The organism is Bacteroides sp. LFL-34 (assembly GCF_027257075.1).
Taxonomy (GTDB): Bacteria; Bacteroidota; Bacteroidia; order Bacteroidales; family Bacteroidaceae; genus Bacteroides; species Bacteroides ovatus.
In genome coordinates this window covers 1-20,703 of the sequence record NZ_JAPQKZ010000002.1, presented here as the reverse complement: position 1 = coordinate 20,703, position 20,703 = coordinate 1, and the positions used below count along the sequence as shown (strand labels likewise).

At 40.3% G+C, this 20,703-nt stretch carries 16 protein-coding genes, 2 tRNA genes and 1 pseudogene; 9 read left to right on the top strand and 10 right to left on the bottom strand.

The window, feature by feature from the left end; all coding sequences use genetic code 11:
- Nucleotides 1–57 precede the first annotated feature (57 nt).
- From gmd to N5O98_RS00330, 4 genes are all read left to right on the top strand, one after another.
- A complete protein-coding gene (gene gmd, locus N5O98_RS00345) occupies nt 58–1,128 on the top strand; it encodes a GDP-mannose 4,6-dehydratase (protein ID WP_022199336.1) in 1,071 nt (356 codons plus the stop codon).
- 100 nt (nt 1,129–1,228) lie between these two features.
- Entirely contained in the window at nt 1,229–2,299 is a 1,071-nt protein-coding gene (locus tag N5O98_RS00340; protein WP_022199335.1) for a GDP-L-fucose synthase family protein, read from the top strand.
- Nucleotides 2,300–2,761: 462 nt separating this feature from the next.
- A complete protein-coding gene (locus tag N5O98_RS00335) occupies nt 2,762–4,420 on the top strand; it encodes an AMP-binding protein (protein ID WP_118160974.1) in 1,659 nt (552 codons plus the stop codon).
- Between the two features lie 49 nt (nt 4,421–4,469).
- Nucleotides 4,470–5,618, top strand: coding sequence for an LA_2272 family surface repeat-containing protein (locus N5O98_RS00330; RefSeq protein WP_004310732.1), 1,149 nt, complete (start codon nt 4,470–4,472; stop codon nt 5,616–5,618).
- A gap of 219 nt (nt 5,619–5,837) precedes the next feature.
- Here the strand turns inward: N5O98_RS00330 and N5O98_RS00325 are convergent, their stop codons facing one another.
- From N5O98_RS00325 to N5O98_RS00315, 3 genes are all read right to left on the bottom strand, one after another.
- Entirely contained in the window at nt 5,838–7,832 is a 1,995-nt protein-coding gene (locus N5O98_RS00325) for a fructose-bisphosphatase class III (protein ID WP_004297844.1), read from the bottom strand.
- Nucleotides 7,833–8,031: 199 nt separating this feature from the next.
- Complete coding sequence (locus N5O98_RS00320; protein ID WP_004310734.1) at nt 8,032–9,696, bottom strand: putative transporter; 1,665 nt, start codon at nt 9,694–9,696, stop codon at nt 8,032–8,034.
- A 336-nt stretch (nt 9,697–10,032) separates the two neighbouring features.
- Nucleotides 10,033–10,479, bottom strand: a complete 447-nt coding sequence (locus tag N5O98_RS00315; protein WP_004310735.1) for a hypothetical protein — start codon at nt 10,477–10,479, stop codon at nt 10,033–10,035.
- Nucleotides 10,480–10,693: 214 nt separating this feature from the next.
- Here N5O98_RS00315 and N5O98_RS00310 point away from each other — a divergent pair, with 214 nt between their 5' ends.
- The 5 genes from N5O98_RS00310 to N5O98_RS00290 all read left to right on the top strand — a co-directional run bounded on the left by N5O98_RS00310 (nt 10,694) and on the right by N5O98_RS00290 (nt 15,724).
- Nucleotides 10,694–12,268: an AAA family ATPase gene (locus tag N5O98_RS00310; RefSeq protein ID WP_032856079.1), complete on the top strand. Its 1,575-nt coding sequence runs from the start codon at nt 10,694–10,696 to the stop codon at nt 12,266–12,268.
- Complete coding sequence (locus tag N5O98_RS00305) at nt 12,243–13,670, top strand: VWA domain-containing protein (RefSeq protein WP_182423442.1); 1,428 nt, start codon at nt 12,243–12,245, stop codon at nt 13,668–13,670. The genes N5O98_RS00310 and N5O98_RS00305 overlap by 26 nt, the downstream gene beginning before the upstream one ends.
- A 428-nt stretch (nt 13,671–14,098) precedes the next feature.
- Nucleotides 14,099–14,185 (top strand) — tRNA-Ser (locus tag N5O98_RS00300).
- Nucleotides 14,186–14,250: 65 nt separating this feature from the next.
- Nucleotides 14,251–14,322: transfer RNA gene (locus N5O98_RS00295), tRNA-Glu, on the top strand.
- Between the two features lie 202 nt (nt 14,323–14,524).
- Nucleotides 14,525–15,724, top strand: coding sequence for a tyrosine-type recombinase/integrase (locus N5O98_RS00290; protein WP_165450468.1), 1,200 nt, complete (start codon nt 14,525–14,527; stop codon nt 15,722–15,724).
- A gap of 54 nt (nt 15,725–15,778) precedes the next feature.
- On the opposite strand, the gene N5O98_RS00285 is transcribed toward N5O98_RS00290, so the two are convergent.
- From N5O98_RS00285 to N5O98_RS00255, 7 genes and pseudogenes are all read right to left on the bottom strand, one after another.
- Nucleotides 15,779–16,387, bottom strand: a complete 609-nt coding sequence (locus N5O98_RS00285; protein WP_149921525.1) for a hypothetical protein — start codon at nt 16,385–16,387, stop codon at nt 15,779–15,781.
- Between the two features lie 344 nt (nt 16,388–16,731).
- The gene (locus N5O98_RS00280) at nt 16,732–17,568 is read right to left on the bottom strand and encodes a hypothetical protein (RefSeq protein WP_151922164.1); all 837 of its coding nucleotides are present in this window, start codon (nt 17,566–17,568) and stop codon (nt 16,732–16,734) included.
- A 206-nt stretch (nt 17,569–17,774) separates the two neighbouring features.
- Nucleotides 17,775–18,131 carry a hypothetical protein gene (locus N5O98_RS00275; protein WP_269495392.1) on the bottom strand — a complete coding sequence of 119 codons (357 nt, stop codon included), beginning with the start codon at nt 18,129–18,131 and terminating at the stop codon, nt 17,775–17,777.
- A 29-nt stretch (nt 18,132–18,160) separates the two neighbouring features.
- Nucleotides 18,161–18,655: an N-acetylmuramoyl-L-alanine amidase gene (locus tag N5O98_RS00270; RefSeq protein ID WP_195365769.1), complete on the bottom strand. Its 495-nt coding sequence runs from the start codon at nt 18,653–18,655 to the stop codon at nt 18,161–18,163.
- The gene (locus tag N5O98_RS00265) at nt 18,648–19,058 is read right to left on the bottom strand and encodes a hypothetical protein (RefSeq protein WP_032856082.1); all 411 of its coding nucleotides are present in this window, start codon (nt 19,056–19,058) and stop codon (nt 18,648–18,650) included. The genes N5O98_RS00270 and N5O98_RS00265 overlap by 8 nt, the downstream gene beginning before the upstream one ends.
- A gap of 39 nt (nt 19,059–19,097) precedes the next feature.
- Complete coding sequence (locus N5O98_RS00260; RefSeq protein WP_004310744.1) at nt 19,098–19,355, bottom strand: hypothetical protein; 258 nt, start codon at nt 19,353–19,355, stop codon at nt 19,098–19,100.
- Nucleotides 19,356–19,376: 21 nt separating this feature from the next.
- Nucleotides 19,377–20,703 (bottom strand): annotated as a pseudogene (locus N5O98_RS00255) (hypothetical protein); the annotation flags it as partial.

Genomic DNA, 20,703 nt, shown 5'->3' with positions numbered 1-20,703 from the left:
GTCACAAAAAATGCCGACATTTGCACCCACATTTTCAATTATATAAATAATTAGCGTATGAAAAAAGCCCTAATTTCAGGCATCACCGGGCAAGATGGTTCTTATCTTGCCGAATTTCTATTGCAAAAAGGTTACGAAGTACACGGTATACTCCGTCGTTCTTCTTCGTTCAATACAGGACGTATTGAACATTTGTATTTTGACGAGTGGGTGCGCGACATGAAACAGAAACGTACGATTAATCTGCATTATGGGGATATGACAGATTCTAGTTCGTTAATTCGTATTATTCAACAGGTGCAACCGGATGAAATCTACAATCTCGCAGCTCAAAGCCACGTGAAGGTTTCGTTCGACGTTCCGGAATACACTGCCGAAGCAGATGCTATCGGCACGTTGCGTATGCTCGAAGCTGTACGCATCCTGGGACTGGAAAAGAAAACCCGCATCTATCAGGCTTCTACTTCCGAATTGTTCGGTAAGGTGCAGGAAGTTCCACAAAAAGAGACAACTCCATTCTATCCCCGTTCTCCGTATGGGGTAGCCAAACAATATGGTTTCTGGATTACTAAAAACTACCGCGAAAGCTATGGTATGTTTGCTGTAAACGGTATTTTGTTCAATCACGAGAGCGAACGCCGTGGTGAGACGTTCGTTACACGTAAAATTTCGCTTGCTGCCGCACGTATCGCACAGGGCGAACAGGACAAACTGTACCTGGGTAATCTGGATGCACGTCGCGACTGGGGATATGCCAAGGATTACATCGAATGTATGTGGCTGATCCTGCAACATGACGTTCCCGAAGATTTCGTAATTGCTACTGGAGAAATGCACACGGTGCGCGAATTCGCAACGTTAGCATTCAAGGAAGCAGGTATCGAACTTCGTTGGGAAGGCGAAGGCGTAAATGAAAAAGGTATTGACGTAGCTACCGGAAAATCTCTGGTAGAAGTTGATCCTAAATATTTCCGTCCGTCAGAGGTGGAACAACTGTTGGGCGACCCGACAAAAGCAAAAACACTGTTGGGCTGGGATCCACGTAAAACATCATTCGAAGAACTGGTAAGTATCATGGTTCGCCACGATATGGAAAAGGTGAAGCGAATGATTGCTACCAAACATTAAATGAATTTCATTTCACCACAGAGGACGCAGAGGACACGGAGGATTTTATTTTTTCCTCTGTGCCCTCCGTGTCCTCTGTGGTGAACTAATAAAAGATAGAATGGAAAAGAATGCAAAGATATATATAGCAGGACACCGCGGACTTGTGGGATCTGCTATCTGGAAGAATTTGCAGGATAAAGGATATACCAATCTGATAGGCCGCACGCACAAAGAGCTTGACCTGCTGGATGGCATGGCAGTCCGTAAATTCTTCGATGAAGAACAGCCGGAATATGTATTCCTTGCCGCCGCCTTTGTGGGTGGTATCATGGCGAACAGCATCTACCGTGCCGACTTTATATACAAGAATCTGCAGATTCAACAGAACATTATCGGAGAGAGTTTCCGTCACAACGTGAAAAAGTTGCTCTTCCTCGGCAGTACGTGTATTTATCCACGCGATGCCGAACAGCCGATGAAGGAAGACGTATTGCTTACTTCACCGTTGGAATATACCAACGAGCCGTATGCAATCGCCAAAATTGCCGGACTGAAAATGTGCGAAAGTTTCAACCTGCAATATGGAACGAACTACATCGCCGTGATGCCGACAAACCTTTACGGACCGAATGATAATTTCGATTTGGAACGCAGCCATGTACTGCCTGCCATGATCCGGAAGATTCATCTGGCACACTGTCTGAAAGAAGGGAACTGGGAAGCTGTACGTAAGGATATGAACCTGCGTCCAGTAGAAGGTGTCAACGGCAACAGTCCGAAAGAAGAAATCCTGGCTATTCTGCAAAAATACGGAATCAGCGAAACGGAAGTCACTCTTTGGGGTACAGGTACTCCACTCCGCGAGTTCCTTTGGAGCGAAGAAATGGCGGATGCCAGCGTCTTCGTAATGGAGCACGTAGACTTCAAAGATACCTATAAAGAAGGTAGCAAAGATATCCGCAACTGCCACATCAACATCGGAACCGGTAAGGAAATCACCATCCGTCAGCTGGCCGAGCGTATTGTGGAGACTGTAGGTTATCAAGGAAAACTGACCTTCGACAGCAGCAAACCGGACGGCACTATGCGCAAGCTGACCGATCCTTCGAAACTGCACTCTTTGGGGTGGCACCATAAAATTGAAATCGAGGAAGGCATACAAAGAATGTACGAATGGTACTTGAAATAAGAAATGAAGTTACTGTAAATATGCTATTAGCTGAATTATTTTTGCTAATAGCATATTTTTTTTAGCTATAATGATAATTAAATTAGCTATAAGCGTAATCTGTTTTGCTATAATGATAATCTGTTTTGCTATAATGATAATCTGTTTTGCTATAATGATAATTTGTTTAGCTATAATGATATTCATTTAGCTCATAACTTAATCTGTTTATGCCATGAGCTAATCTATTTTATCACAAGCTAATCCTTTTTGTTATAAGCCTTCATCCAACTAAGCATCATTTATTCAACCATAAGCATCATTTATTCAATTATAAGCATCATCCATTGCACCAATAACGCATCGTCCACAAATTCCTTCCCACTACTCTCCCTCCATTTCCAAAAAATCTTCACTCTTAATTCTTCATTCTTAATATAATTGCTATATTTGCACAATTTAATACCAAATGTGCAAAAAACAATGGAACAAAGTTTTATAGCCTATATTGAGAATAGTATCAAGAATAATTGGGACCTGGATGCCCTGACCGATTATAAAGGTGCAACTTTACAGTATAAAGACGTAGCTCGCAAAATCGAGAAACTCCATATCATCTTCGAAGAAAGCGGAATCCGCAAGGGAGACAAGATTGCCGTTTGTGGAAGAAACAGCTCTCACTGGGGAGTTACTTTCCTTGCCACACTAACGTATGGAGCCGTTATTGTACCTATTCTCCATGAATTTAAAGCAGACAATGTGCATAATATCGTCAACCACTCCGAAGCCAAGTTACTGCTTGTTGGAGATATGGTATGGGAAAACCTGAACGAGTCGGCAATGCCGCTATTGGAAGGTATCCTGATGATGAACGACTTCACCCTGCTAGTGTCACGCAGCGAACGACTGACTTATGCACGCGAACATCTGAACGAAATGTTCGGCAAAAAATATCCGAAGAATTTCCGTAAAGAACATGTCGCATATCATAAAGACGAACCGGAAGAACTGGCAGTTATCAATTATACTTCGGGAACAACGAGTTATTCCAAAGGAGTAATGCTCCCCTACCGCAGCCTGTGGTCAAATACCAAATTTGCTTTTGAAGTGTTGGAACTGGAAGCCGGAGATAAAATCGTTTCCATGCTTCCTATGGCACACATGTACGGATTGGCTTTTGAATTCCTTTATGAGTTCTCCGTAGGTTGTCACATCTACTTCCTCACCCGTATGCCAAGCCCTAAGATTATCTTCCAGGCTTTTGAAGAAGTGAAGCCCAGTCTAATCGTTGCCGTACCGCTTATCATCGAAAAGATAATCAAGAAAAGCGTACTTCCGAAGTTGGAAACTCCGGCGATGAAGATATTACTGAAAGTGCCTATTATCAATGATAAGATTAAGGCAACAGTGCGCGAAGAAATGATTAAAGCATTTGGCGGAAACTTCAAAGCTGTTATTGTAGGAGGTGCTGCTTTCAATCAGGAAGTGGAACAGTTCTTGAAAATGATTGATTTCCCTTATACGGTTGGATATGGAATGACGGAATGTGGTCCGATTATCTGCTACGAAGATTGGAGAAAGTTCAAACCGGGTTCTTGCGGAAAGGCTGTACCACGGATGGATGTACGGGTATTGTCATCTGATCCTGAAAATATCGTTGGTGAAATCGTATGTAAGGGCCCGAATGTGATGTTGGGCTATTACAAAAACGAAGAAGCCACTCAAGAAGTCATTGACAAGGACGGTTGGTTACACACCGGCGACTTGGCTTTGATGGATGAAGAAGGTAATGTTACGATCAAAGGACGCAGCAAGAACCTGTTATTGAGCGCCAGCGGACAGAATATCTATCCGGAAGAAATTGAAGATAAGTTGAACAACCTGCCATACGTGGCTGAAAGTATTATCGTTCAGCAAAACGAGAAACTTGTCGGACTTGTTTATCCTGATTTTGACGACGCTTTCGCTCATGGCCTGAAGAATGAAGACATCGAGCAAGTAATGGAAGAAAACCGTATGACTTTAAATACTATGCTACCGGCTTACAGCCAGATATCCAAGATGAAAATCTATCCGGAAGAATTCGAAAAGACACCGAAGAAGAGCATCAAACGTTACTTATATCAGGAAGCAAAAGGCTAATATAAAGTTAGCTGCATAAGATATTACTTAAACCGAAAAAGAGAAAGGAATGAAGATAAAGAAAACAATACTTACGGCAGCTATACTAATGGCTGCCGTTTCTTTACCGGCACAGAACAAGAGTGCAGGTATCAATATATCCATCTGGAAAGATATATGTACACAACCTCATGACAGTACACAGACGACATACATAAACATCGGCCTCCTGTCTACAATGAACCGTCTGAACGGTGTGGGTATCAATGCGTTGGGAAGTGTGGTTCATGGCGACATGAACGGAATACAAATCACCGGATTAGCCAACTTAGCAGGGGGTACTATGCGGGGCGTTCAGCTGGCCGGTATCAGTAATATCAGTGGCGATAACACCGTAGGACTTTCTGCTGCCGGATTGGTAAATATCACCGGCGACAGAGCACAGGGAGTAGTCATATCCGGGTTAACGAGCATCGGAGGAGACAACAACTCGGGGTTAATGATTAGTGGTTTCATGAATGTGACAGGCAACATGGCTTCGGGGCTACACTTTTCCGGAGCGGCAAATATTACAGGGCAGAGCTTCGGCGGTTTGATGGCTTCCGGACTTTTGAATGTGGTAGGCGAACACATGAACGGCTTGCAGATAGCAGGAATTGCCAATATAACCGCATCGAAACTGAATGGGATGCAAATAGCATTATGTAATTATGCAACGCAGGCCCGCGGACTTCAAATTGGCCTTGTCAATTATTACAAGGAAGACATGAAGGGATTCCAACTCGGATTGGTTAATGCGAATCCTGATACAAGAGTACAAATGATGGTGTATGGTGGAAATGCTACGCCTGCCAATATAGGTGTACGATTCAAGAACCAATTGTTTTATACCATTCTGGGAGTCGGTTCCATGTATCAAGGATTGAATGATAAGTTTTCGGCAAGTGCATCCTATCGTGCCGGTTTATCCTTCCCTCTTTACAAAGGCTTATCCATCAGCGGAGACCTTGGCTACCAGCATATCGAGGCTTTCGATAACAAAGACGAGGTGATTCCGAAACGTTTATATGCATTGCAGGCACGTGCCAATCTGGAATATCAATTTACCAGGAAGTTCGGTATCTTTGCAACAGGCGGTTATGGGCTAACCAGATTCTATAATAAATCGAGTAATTACGATAAGGGAGCTATTATCGAAGCAGGCATTGTTCTTTTCTAAACAGGAGTCGGGCAAGATACACTGCTGAAAAGATTAAAACACTAATATCAAGGCATTGCTTTACTAATTATAATTCGTTCCACCTGGATGTTTGTTTCGTTCTACCAAGGTTTTCCTTTCGTCCCACCCAGGTCGCTGTTTAGTCCCACCTAGGTGGAACGAATCACTCGATGCACTAAAAGTTATTGAATTTTATATTGCAAAGAAATAGCATTCATATCACACTTTTTCTTTTATCAGACCAGTACGATAAGCAACAAGCAGTTTCTTCAAATCCTGTATTTGAGTCACTAGTTCTTTTCCCTTATCGGTATCTTTCACCATCATTCGTTGCGAATTAAATTCGAGAACGAAGTTGGTCGATTTGATATCAAGCCCCTCTTCAATGGCTTTCTGACGAGACTGGAATGGTTCGTGCTGTACGAGTTGCATACCATGAGAATGATAAACAAGCGTATACCCCGCAATTCCCGTTTCCGGCTGATAAGCTTTTGAAAAACCGCCATCAATAACGAAAAGCTTGCCATTGGCTTTCATAGGTTGTTCCCCCTGAATCGTTTTCACAGGCACATGACCGTTGATAATATGCGAATGAGGCCCTGAAGCTCCAAACTCTGTCAAAATCTGGTCACAAATATCTTCCCGGTTACGCAATGTGTAATAATAGCCTTTCTTTTCTTTATGCAACTCTTTATCTTCTACAAAATAACGCTCAAAAGTCGCCATCTTATCTTTATCAAACAAAGGAGCTTCCGGGCCACACCACATATACCAGATATAATCCATAGCAAATTCCTTATCCTCCTCTCCTTCTTCATCGAAATAAGCGGTACGGATCAATTGATCGGCTTTATCCAGCAATTTATGTCCCCAGTATTCCTTACCACGTATTTTGACATGTTTAAAGCTGCCATCCTCATTCAGAGGAACAGAAGCATGATAAAGAAGATTCGAGTTTGAAACCAGATACATGCCGCCATAGGTAAACAGACAACGCATGTGCTTCTTCAATTTCTCACTATTCATAAATGAATAATGAATCTTTTCTACCAATTCGCGTTCTTCTTCAGTCAGTCGGTAAGGATCTGCCGGATCTACAGTCGGGAAATTGGTATCACGCAAAGCATATTCTTTTCCTTCATATACAAAGACGCCGCGTTCAAAATCAATCTTCTCCAGAAGTTTACGATTAGCCATTCCGAATTCCGGACGGCGGTCGATGATTTCAGCTTCCAGCTTAAACTGGATAATGGTAATGGCTTTATGCATTTGAGTAATCAGACGCAAAGTCTTCTCATTATAATGAGCATCGGCAAAGTTCATTTTCGGCATGAAAATCGTGCAAGGATCATCGGCATACGTATCCATTGCAAAAGTAGCCAATGGAAGCAGATTGATTCCGTATCCGTCTTCAAGTGTACCCAGATTACCATAGCGCATGGACATACGTATCACATTGGCAATACAACTATCATTACCGGAAGCTGCTCCCATCCAGAGAATATCATGATTTCCCCACTGAATATCGAAATTGTGGTAATTACACAATGTATCCATAATGATATGCGCACCGGGACCACGGTCGTAAATATCACCTACGATATGAAGAGAATCAATAGTCAAGCGCTGAATCAGATTACACATAGCGATAATGAAATCGTCGGCACGCTTCGTAGTGATTATTGTGCTGATAATTACATTAATATAAGCATGCTTATTCGGTTCGATAGACGATTCGTGCAATAACTCCTGAATGATATAAGAGAATTCGGCAGGCAGTGATTTACGAACCTTCGAACGAGTATATTTGGAAGACACGTTCTGACAGACTTTCACCAGTTGGTTCAGCGTAATCAGATACCAATCATCCAGATCCTTTTCACGGGCCTTCACCAATTGCAGTTTCTCTTCGGGATAGTAAATCAAAGTACAGATTTCTTTCTTTTCAGCTTCACGAAGAGTGTTGCCGAATATTTCATTTACTTTACGTTTTACCGCACCGGAAGCATTTTTCAGTACATGCTGAAAAGCTTCATATTCTCCATGAATATCAGTCAGGAAATGTTCCGTCCCTTTAGGTAGATTTAAGATAGCCTCTAAGTTGATTATTTCCGTACTGGCATCGGCAATGGTAGGAAAACTTCGGGAAAGCAGTTGCAGGTAACGGAGATCACTCACAATGCTTTCAGGAGTTATGTTACTTTGAGCAGTCATTTTATTTACTATTTTACTATTTACAATTTATTAATTGGCAACTTATTATTAGTTGACAACTTACCATTTAGTAACTCAAAAAAGGAATTTATTAATTCCTCTCCTTTTTCTTGTTACAAATTTATCTATTTTATACGATTCCTGATTAAGAAATGACTACTTTTTATTTACAAATCCATCATTTCTCAATTTTCAATTCTCAATTTAACAAGAACATTAACAGCACTTGAGCGATAATCACCCGCAGGAACATACACAGCGGATAAACAGTCGCGTAGGCTACGGATGGGTTGTCGCCGGGAATTGTATCGTTTACATAGTTCAGTGCCATCGGATTTGCCATACTTCCGCACAACATACCGGATACAGAACCGAAATCGATCTTCATCATCTTGAAAGCCACAAACCCCACTAGTACGGTTGGAACAATAGTCAATCCGGCTCCCAAACCAATCCACAACAAACCTTCCGGACGGAATACGGTGTCGAAAAAGTGAGCTCCGGCATCCAGTCCCAGGCAAGCAAGGTACATGGAAAGCCCCAAAGCACGCAACATCAGGTTCGCACTGCGGGTGGTATAGGTAATCATGTGTATCCGCGGTCCAAAAGTTCCCAGAAGAATACCAACGATAATCGGTCCACCCGCTAATCCCAGCTTCACAGGAGTACTGACACCCGGAAAAGAGAAAGGAATAGCTCCCAACGCCAAACCGAGTACGATGCCGATAAACACAACAACCAGATTGGGTTCTTTCAAACTTTTTACAGCATTTCCAAGTACTTTCTCCACATTCTGAATAGCAGCAGCCTCTCCCACTACCGTCAGGCGGTCTCCTAATTGAAGTACCAATCCCGGAGTAGCAAGCAACTGCACACCCGACCGGTAAACACGGCTGATGTTAATCCCATAATGGTTTCTCAACCGGAGTGAGCCGAGTTTCTTACCATTCAATTCGGGACGGGTAACGACAATACGCTGCGAAATCAATTCACTATCAATCGCATTCCAGTCAATGTCCTCTTTATTCCAATCCGTATTTTCCTGTTCACCAAAAAGCACGGTCAAGGCCAAAGCATCTTTCTCCGCAGTTACCACCAGCAAACGGTCACCTTCCTTCAATATCTTGTCAGAAGTCGGAATACTTACATGTCCGTCACGCCATAAGCGGGAGATGACAAACTTCGGGTAACTCATGCGAGCTATATCCTTGATGCTTTTATTGAAAATAGCAGGATTGTGTACTTGAAACGCTGCAATGTAGGTTTTGTTCGCATCGTCTTTCTCTTTTATCTCCAAATCTTCTTTGCGAACCAGCACTTTGCGAATTAATAAAACGGCAAGGATTACACCAACCACCCCCATCGGATAGGCTACCGCACATCCTAAAGCAGGAGTACTGCTGTCCATTCCCATCTGTTTCAATGTTTGTTGTGCGGCTCCCAACGCCGGAGTATTCGTAGTTGCTCCACAAAGGATACCGACCATATCAGGAAGAGAGACACCTGTCGCATAACTGGCCACCACCGTCAACAACGTTCCCAACAGCACAACTCCCAATGCCAGCATATTCAATGTCACCCCTCCTTTGCGGAAAGAGCTAAAGAAACCGGGACCGACTTGCAAACCGAGAGAATAAACGAAAATGACCAGTCCGAAACTTTCTGCGTAGTTCAACATCTGCGGATCGACCGAAAGCCCGAGATGGCCGGCGAGGATGCCTGCAAAAAAAACAAAAGTGACTCCCAGGGAAACTCCCCAGAAATGCACTCTTCCCAAGCCCAGACCAATGGCAGAAATCAATGAAAGTACCACAACAGCCTGTAAGGCAGAATGTTCGAGAAATAGACTATATAACCACTCCATGTATATAAAAACTAATAGGGCGCAAAGATAAAAACTATTTAGTCCGGTTCAAAACTTTTAAGCTTTCATTTCGCGCCCTATTTATACCCTGAATCATATATCCTGAAATCTTATTGATTACCCTTTCACTTCGTTACCTATTATTTTGTTCCTAATACCTGCTATATTTCTATCTTTACAATCTTATCCTTTCTCTTTTTACCCACATCTTGTTATCCTTCCAACGATGCTTTTTTACCTGTTTCTTCCTTTACGCTTACCTATTTCTTTATCTTTTCCTAATTTCTTAACCTTTTCTTATTTCTTCCTGTTTCACGTTTCTTCTTGTTTCACGTCTCATCTTTTCCCTTGAAACTCTACAAAATTATTTCGTCCGTCCAAATAACCGCTTAGCCTGTTTCCACCGATGTACACATCATCCAGGTATGAAACATCATTCGGTCCGTATGACATACGAATGGAAGTCTGCGCATAATTCTCCCAGCTCCAACGGAAATTATATTCATACTGTTCTACTGCTCCGTTAGGATATTCCACCCGTATATAGTCAATTCCTGTACGATCTAAAAAGAAATCCAGTTCCTGACGGCAATAGTTACCGTCCATGTCCCGGTAGAAACTAACCCAGGTACGGCTACATAAATCAGCCGAACGATTATAGTACCCTGCACCATTATTATCATCATCATAGAAACTGTCTATTTCCACTTCGCAAGAGGTAAAACTTACCATCAATATAGCCATCAAAGCCAAACCGAAGTATTTAAATGTGTTCGTTTTCATATTCCTTTATTTTTAACGGTTCTCTAATTATTATCTATCATTTATCTTTCGATAGAACAAAAGTAGGGAATGAATTTTCCTCATGAAACTGAAAACTCCTACTTATCGGGAGGAAATTGCCTAAATCTAGGGGTAAATCCTCCCAATGAAGTCTATTTCAAAGAATTCTTGTATCTTTGCCTCCTGCTAACAACACATGAAAATCATCTGTCGCATGAAGTCAATCAAATCCCATATCACCCAACTGCTGAAATCCCTCAATGAGGGAGTATTCGAAAAAGAACATACCATCGCACTCTCCCTATTATCTGCCATGGCAGGTGAAAGTATCTTTCTATTGGGCCCTCCGGGAGTAGCCAAGAGCTTAGTGGCGCGCAGGCTTAAGCTGGCTTTTAAAGATGCGGATGCTTTTGAATATCTGATGTCCCGTTTCAGTACACCGGATGAAATATTCGGCCCCGTCTCCATCTCAAAATTGAAAGATGAAGATACATACGAACGTATTACAAAAGGATACTTGCCGACAGCATCGATTGTCTTCCTGGATGAAATTTGGAAAGCCGGTCCTGCTATCCAAAATTCTCTTTTGACGGTAATCAATGAAAAGATATATCGCAACGGGCAGTTTACGGTGCGTGTTCCTCTGAAAGCGCTGATTGCCGCGTCCAACGAACTACCCGCAAAAGGTGAAGGACTGGAAGCCCTATACGACCGTTTCCTGATCCGCCAGTTTGTCGGATGCATTGAACAGGAATATGCTTTCGACCAGATGATTTCTTCTACACGGGAAGTAGAACCTGAAATCCCGGCAAAACTCCAGGTAGACGATGAATTATACAATCAAATACAAGCTGAAAGTGAGAAAGTAGGTATCCACTATACCATCTTCGAGCTGATTCACAATATCAAACGAGAAATCGAACAATATAATACAGGGCGGGATGAAAACACCCCTCCGATCTATATATCCGACCGCCGTTGGAAAAAAATAGTAGGTCTGCTCCGCACCTCGGCCTATCTGAACGAATCTCCGGGAATTCACTTCTCCGACTGCTTGCTGATGAGTGCCTGTCTGTGGGATGAAGTTTCGCAGCTCCCCATCATCGAAAACATAGTGGAACAGTCGATTGCACGGGGAATCAATACATATTTATTGGGAGAAAAACGACTGGAACAGAAACTGGATACGCTGAAAGAAAACATGAAGTCCGAACACAGCCTACGGGAACTTAGCGATCCGGGAATCCAGGTAGTAGATACCTTCTATCATCGCATAGAAGGTTACCACATTGCCGGAAATTTACTCATCTTTGCTTCGGACTACCAGTCTTTGAGGAAAGACAGTAACCGATTGTTTTATATTCAGCAGGATAAATTCCGTCCGGTCAACAAAATCCTGAAAGCTTATGATTTTGTAAAGAACAGAAATATCGCACAAAAGAATATTTATTCCCTCCGAAAAGGGAAACGATCCGTTTTCGTCAACAATCAAGAGTATCCACTACTATGTTATGATAATTGCGAACCTTTGCCAACACAGCAGGGCGACAGCACTCCGTTCGAATTTACATTGCAGGAAGTGATAGATTTACTTCACCAAATGGAGGTAGAATATAAAACAATCTCCGAGCGGGAAACAGCATATACAAAGGAACATCTTTTCTTAAGCTCATCGCAAAAAAGCAAGATTAAGCGAATCTTAGGGGAGACTGCACATATCATAGAGAATTACCGGAACGAACTTCGTATCATCGCTCATGCCCATGAACAAGAGAACAGAGAGTATTAGGCTCAAACACCTGCAAGACATTTATTACGAAAAATTGCAGGGAATAGCCTATGATGTGTATGACGAACAACTACACAATCTGATTATCCGCCCCGAAGAACTGGATGCGGACATTCACCTGTATTTTCGTCACACACAACCCTCCCTGCAAGATTTCTACTCCCGTTATGCATCGCAATGGGAATACTTTCATGAAATGAATGAAGCATCGGACGCAAAGTTTCTTCAATTCCTGAAAAACAGCGCATACCCCTTCTCCATGAAATATCACCTGGTAGACCTCAACGTAAAATACTACCTCCAACGTTTTGATGCAATCAGCCCGCGTTCCAAAGAATGGAAAGCGCTACGGACTCTCTTTTTCGACAAGTGGCATACGCTGCTCTCGAACAATGAGTTCAACTATCAGATGAAACATATCGAGCAACTCTGTGAGGATTTCTACCGTATTCAACTGGCATTAGCCAAAAATCTTCCGGTACGCGGTAGCTCACGCCTCGTCTGGCTACTTCGCAATCATAAACAGATAGCGGAACAGATTTTAGAATACGAAGAAACGATCAAACGAAATCCCGTTATCCGCGAACTGGTAGAAATCTTAGGCAAGAAACATCAAAGTAGCCGGAAACGTTTCAAAATGACCGCAGGTATTCACCGGGAACAAATTATATCTCATGCCACCCGAAGCGATATTGCAGGCATTTGTGAAGGAAACGATTTGAATAGTCTTCTCCCTCTGGAATATTGTTATCTGGCGGAAAAGAGCCTGCAACCCATATTTTTCGAGCGTTTCATAGAGAAGAGACTACAAGTCATCGATTATCAATCGCACGAGAAGCAAACCATCAATGATAAGAAAACAGTAGGAAATGAAGTTTCCGAAGAAGCTGAAGGCCCTTTCATCGTTTGCCTGGACACTTCCGGTTCTATGGCAGGCGAACGGGAAAGAATCGCGAAATCTACTCTACTTGCCATTGCCGAATTGACAGAAGTACAACATCGGAAATGTTACGTCATCCTTTTTTCCGATGATATCGAGTGTATTGAAATAACCGATTTAGGGAGTAGTTTCGATCGCCTTGTCGATTTTCTAAGCCAATCTTTTCATGGTGGCACAGATATGGAACCAGTCATCACACATGCTTTGCGAAAGATCAGCGAAGAAGGATATATGGAAGCAGACATCATCACCGTATCGGATTTTGAGATGCGTCCAGTCGATAAACCGCTATCCCAGTCCATAGAACATGCAAAAGCAAAACAGACAAAGATGTATGCCATTTCTTTAGGAGGCAAAAGTGCCGAGACCAGTTATCTGAAATTATGTGATAAATATTGGGAATATAGTGTTCAAAATGCTGAAAGTCTTAATAAAAATAGAATTGAAGAATCAAATATTTAATCAATGTTATAAAACATCTCTTTTTTCTTGTTTTATTTGCAAATTCGACAGAAGTCCGTATATTTGTACTGTGTTTTTCATAGTATTAGATTTAAGGTTAACAAAAGATTGGCTGTCTGGGATAGATAGCCTTTTTTTATGTCCTTTTCCAAGGTTAAATATACCGTCACTATCCCATCCGGATGTTTACCCTATCCCATGAAGATACCGTCACTATAATGAACAGATAGCGTCAATATGTTTCAAGTCGTCCGCCCATCGATAAAAATTAAAAGCTTTCGAAAAAAAAATCTTCCGTTTAACATTTGAAACATAGCAGGTTATCTCATTTCACAAAAAACAGGTAAAAAAAATCTTGCTAAAAGATTTGCGTAGTCCAAAAGTTCCCCCTATATTTGCACCGCATTTGAGAGAGAATGCGGGTTCAAGGAAGTTTGGGTGAGTGGCTGAAACCACCAGTTTGCTAAACTGACGTACTCGTAAGGGTACCGGGGGTTCGAATCCCCCAGCTTCCGCAAAATCTCAAAATAAAAAGAGCTAAGTTTTATAGACTTGGCTCTTTTTAAATCTATCAAACTCCGGTGGGTTCGTCTAACGGTTAGGACACATGCCTCTCACGCATGTAATACGAGTTCGATTCTCGTACCCACTACTATCTGATTATCAGCCTCTTACTAACAAGTAAGGGGCTTTTTCATTGCCCTATATCTATATCAAAGTATCGTTTTTAGGCGTTATTAACGGGTATTTTCAAAAGAAAAAATGCAAATTTAATGCAAATTTTCATCTTGCATTATTATCGCGCTATCCCGTTTATACGCTGTTTGCGTATATATACTAAAAATGATAATAATATGGCAACAGTTAGTTTTTACTTAGACACCCGCAGAGAAAAGAAAGACGGTACATTTCCGGTTAAGCTACAAGTCAGACACAAAGGACAGATAATGTTATGCACTGATTTTTGCGCTACGCCGGAAACATGGACGGGCACAGAGTATAATAAGAACGCAAAGAATCATAAAACTAAGAACGTAGCGATTCGGAATCTCATTAATCGTGTTGAAATGTTACTTGTTATACTTGACGATAATCAGAAGTTAAGAGGAATGAGCGATAAAGCGTTAAAAGACTACATTATAAAATCTATCAAAAACGAATCGACCTGTAAAACTTTCGTAAGCTACATAGACGAGTTTGTAGCAACAAAATCAAAGGAAAATACAATCGTTTTATATAAAGCGACAAAAAATAAGATTCTCACCTATGATCCAACCTGTACATTTGAAACAATGACAAAGAAATGGCTAGAATCGTTCAATAAATGGCTAAAAGATACCGGAATAAAAACAAACTCGATTTCAATCCATTTAAGGAATATTAGGGCGATTTTCAATCACGCGATAGATAATGATGAAACGGAACTATATCCATTTAGAAAGTTCACAATAGAAAGGGAGGAAACTAGAAAACGATCGTTAAAACCGGATCAACTTATTACCCTAAAAGATTTCAACGGAGAAGAATATCAAAAAGAGTATCAAGACATATTCATGCTTATGTTTTATCTAATCGGAATAAACGCAATAGACTTATTTAACCTCAAACAAATAGTTGACGGACGCATAGAATATAAACGAGAAAAAACCGGAAAGCTATACTCTATCAAAGTAGAACCGGAAGCAATGGAGATAATAAACAGGTATAAAGGAAATAAATTTCTACTAAACACGCTCGAAACCAACGATTACAATTATAGAAAGTATATGGCAGCAATGAATAGAGGTTTGCAAAAACTGGGAAATTTCAAACGAAAAGGATTAGGCGGGAAAAAGATTAGAGATATTTTATTTCCCGGCATCACCTCGTATTGGGCGCGCCATACATGGGCTACAATAGCGCATAAAATAGGAATATCGAAAGATGTAATATCTTTAGCTTTGGGGCACGAGTTCGGATGCAAAACAACCGGAATTTATATAGATTACGATTTAGAGCAAATAGATAAAGCGAATAGAAAAGTAATAGACTATATTAATTCGTTATCGCTTTAACCAGGTTAAACACTTATAGCCCCACAATCAGCACTGTTGCGGGGCTTTCTCGTATTACTTCTTTAAGAAGTTTTTATAAATACAAAGAATATCCTCTATTTCTGAATTGGATAAATCATCCCTCTGAAAAGGAGCGGGTAACATATTTTTCAAAACTCGAATACCTTTAATTTTCCCTAATACTTCATTTGCTCCTTTCTTGGTTCCACTATGTAAATAGATCGCATCTGGAAATATCCCTAAAAATGCACCTATCCGATGCGAGGTATCATATATGCAAAGCTCTCCTATATTGTCTACCTTACAATCTTGTATGATTTTAAATAGCTCATAAAAACTACGAACTTCTTTAATTTCATCTTTCATTAAAAGAATTCTATCGCAAAACTTCGATAAATGATCGGTATTAATACGTCGCTGATGGCTATGTTTATGCCCTCTCGTATCTCTAGCGTTAGCTGCCAATCTTATCGCATCATCTATCGTTGTAGATTTTTCCGTATCATTCAAAACAGAATCACAAGAGACGTGTTTTTTATAATGATTAATAATAACGATATATTTATCATCCCTACTCATGGAGTCGGTTATAAATAAATCATCGAAATAATCAGAATACTTACAGCATCTTCCTTTAGGTTTTCTTACAGTAATACATGCCATATTCATAAATTTAAAATCTATGCAAAAATACCCACTCCTTGCAAATAAATTAGTTAAACAGGATATGCTTAATAACATACATCCAAAAGCCCCAACGACACTTAGTCTAGGCTCATTCCTTTTGGAGTAAATAACGTATTGTCTCTCACTTTCGGAAATTAACAACTTTTCCCGTAGAGAGATGATATAACAGACATTCACGTCTGCATACAAATTATTTTTCAATTTGAATATTATTCTACCAATTATAAGAGAACATAAAGATTAATGACTCTAGCATTTTACTAGAGCATGAGAATTGCTATTAGGAAATCTATTGTATACTAAATTTAATTTGAAACTAATTATAATGGTTTATCCTCTTTTATTCTATTCTTCGTAATCCAAACCAAATATTCAACACCTAAATTAGTTATATATATATTATTATCTTGCTTAATAATTAACATACTACTATACAAAAAAGACAAATAGTCCCCTAGTTCCCAACTGTTTAATATTTCAGAAAATTGCAGTCTAACTTTACTATAATATTGAGATACATCTTCTTCTGAAATTCCATCAGAAGAATTTAACAACCTCAATAAACGTATCTGGCTGCCGAAAATAGCTATATTAATTTTCTCGAAAGTTAAAAGCAATTGGCTTCCTGCTAAATGCCTTAACAATACTTTAGTAGTTTCCCCTGTTATATCAAATCCTTTTTCTACAAGTTCTTTTTTAATGTTATTTTCTATGTCTGCGATAACTACAGAGTTGCCTATTCTGTCAATTAATTCTTGAACAGTATCATTGTTTACAGGTTGTAAAACATTTGGCTTATCAGAATAATAATCTCCAAAAATATTTGTGCTTTGTTGTTTTTGAGTCTGCGTATTTGTTATTGATATTATATGAGAAATTAATTCAGTATTCCTCTGCTCCAATTTTTTATTCTCCTTTTCTTTATTTTTTATTTCTCTTTTAATTGATACAATTTTACCGATTGAGAAATTGTCAAATGATTCTGCAAGAACAAGAATTAGTAATATAGATAATAGAAAAAATATCCCATTCTTAAATTCTCCATATGGTTCAACACAAAAAAAATTAAAAAAAATCATACTAGCAATACCTAAACAAAAAAGTATGATTAAAATTCGTACAAACCAGTTTTTGGGATTGTTTTCCATATTTTCCATTGTATTATATTAGCTATAGATTTTATATAAAATAAGTAACTAGAATTGAACACAGGTTACAATTTCACCACAAAAGTAATTATTTATTCAAAAAAAACAATAGCTGTTAAAAAAAAGATGAATTTAAACTTAGAACTCACAACTAAATAATATGCCTCATATCAAAAAATTAAAGACCTTTTACCTGTTCGTTAACAAGTAATCTTCTACTTCTTTTTCAAACAATAAGTCAACCATCCAATCACACAAGTAATAACCAGCACGAACGCCCATCCGCCTAGCTCCATCTTTAAACTTTGCCATCTGTTCAACTTCTTTTCGACCGGATAAGGCACACGAATAGAATCGTTTTTAAGAATCGTATCGGTACGATTCGTTGTTAAGTAGCGATACAGATACTTATATCTATACAGATAAACTGTATCGCCCTTTATGAGCGTATAAATACTATCTCGTTGATAGATGCTATCATAACGGGTACTATCACGTGTTTTGTATTCAGTGCGAACGGATTCAACCGGGATATATTGAGTCCGGCATGACACGAAACATATTGCTAACATCAGCAATATGATAATATAAACTAGCCGCCTCATGGTCGAACTACTGTATTACGCAAGAAATTAGGGAACTCGGAGCGTACATCAAAACAGGGGCACGCCTTTATATATTCTTTCGGCTCTACCTCTCCGCTTCCATCCAGATCGGGCGAAGTGTCACGATGTCCGAGAACCTCGATTATCTCATATTCTTTGCAGAGTTTAGCAACCAACTCGCGCAAAGCTGCTTTTTGAGCGATCGTTCTTGTGTCTGTGGGCTTTCCGTTTGCATCCAAGCCGCCGATGTAGCAAATACCAATACTATGTTTATTATATGAAGATTCGCTAAAACCCTTCGTATTACAATGCGCCCCGTCAACTGCTAAAGATCGCCCTTTTTCTACCGTTCCATCAATCCGGATAACATAATTATATCCGATCTGGTTAAATCCGCGCGCCCGGTGCATACGATCAATATCTTTTGCGGTTAAATCCTGCCCGGCACGCGTAGCCGAACAATGGATGATAATCGAGTCTATTTTATTCATTGCTTTCTTCTTTATTTTGATTGTTAATAGTTATTGGTCTACGCGGCGGAGTTCTCCGGCTGCACTCGCTGTCTGGTCTATCACATCGGTTGTGTTCCGCATCCTTAAAAGCTAATTCAAGCTCGTAGTATTTACGCATCCAATTTTGCGCCTCTGCCTGTGCGGTTCTCCATTCTCGATAAATCGTATCTACTTTCTCGTCTCGTTGTTTTAATCGTTCGTCGTACCGTTCAATCTGCTTGTTTAGATTGTCAATGATAGAAAGTAAATTTTGAAGTTCCATAGAATCCGCCGTAGCCTTTTCTTTTCTAGCGTTCGTTTTTCGATTCGCTAGAAAAGTAACAGTAAATCGGATCGCCTCTAATCCTCCTAACGCTCCTATGATTTTTAACCATTCGTCCATATTTTTATTTTATGTATTTCATATCGCTTTGGGTAGCTCTTATTCTACCGATAAAGCCTCATTAACCGCTACCTGAACAAAAGCGACGAACCCCGTACTCACATATTTTTTAATACTTTCCGCCTGTTCGGGAGATACTTCTACTTCACCGTTCTTGTAGATGTTTTGAGCTAATTCCAACTCACCCAAATCGGCGGTTTTCTGATAAATCGCATTGCCTAACATTTTTGCAATATCGACGGTACTGTTATTCCCTTCGATGTCTTTTACTTGAATTTCTCTAAAGTCTATTTTCATAATTATGTAATTTAAATATTATTACCAAGTTGCACTAAATAAAATTCCATTTTTAAATTGCAATACTTTAGTTCGTGTACTCCCATTATGCCATACTTGGGCGATTTCAATATATTCATCAATCCCTCTTCTGCCATCAACTACAATACCACCATCAATAGCAAGTGCTATATTATCTCGTCCTCCGGTTACGCTAATAGATACGCCCCTGTTTATATCATAAGGTCTTGATCGGTGATCGTAGAATCTTCCTAAATAATCGACTCCTAATGTACTAAATGAACCGACAATCACTTGTCTATTGGGACTATTAAAACCAATCATATTGTCGTAAAGAAACATTTCGTTACCAGAATTTGTGCCACTAACAGAACCCGTTCCGATATGGGTATTAGATATTTGGAACCCTGCGATTGTTCCTTCTACAGCTTCTATTCGTTTTACAACGAGTTTGTTTGCATCAATAAAGTCAGTTACGATCTTACCGTTTTTTATGAAAATCTCTCCGCCTACGGTCACCGCCCCCGTTGCGGGGAGTGACAATTTACCATCTGCTGTTAATTCAAGCCCGGTTACATTATGCTTAATTGAGCCGCCTTTTATTAACCAACCCTGCGTTTTTGATAGATTACCGACGAATAAACCCGATGTTCCTAATATATCAATCGTCGCATTTTGAGCTACTAACAACTGCGTAGCGACATTTATAAATTCGTTAAACAAAGTCCATTTCGTTACATCGAAAGAAGAACCGGAATTATGATCCGCACGACACGAATAAGTATTACCGTTGTAGATGATAGTATCTCGATACTGCGTGTTGTTAACATAGTTAGTATTTGCTTTCCACTCGCCGCGCGGACGGATTAGAGCACCGGGAAGCCCGGTTGCTCCAGTTGCACCCGTATCTCCCTTATCACCCTTGTCACCTTTGTCACCCTTAACCTTCGTCCATGTATAAGCGAAAAACGTATTACTGTCTGCCGCCGTAAAGTCAGTATATTGTCCGATATATGCGCCCGGCGTCTCACCGTTGTTAGCGGTAAACGTCGTACCGTTGTCCGAGTACTTGATGTGTAAGTAGGAAGTTTGTCCATTGGCTCCGGTTGGTCCGGCAATACCTTGTTCCCCTTTAGGACCTTGCGAACCTTTCAACTGTACCCACTTATATGAAGTGTATCCGGTTGGAGCAGTCGCGCTTGTTGTTACCGCTGTACCGATATAAGTATTCGGAGTGTCAGACATCGGATTACCGTTCGCATTAGCGGAGTACTTTACGTGAAAATACTGTGATGTGCCGGGAATACCTTGCGATCCGGTCGGTCCTGTATCACCTTTGTCGCCTTTT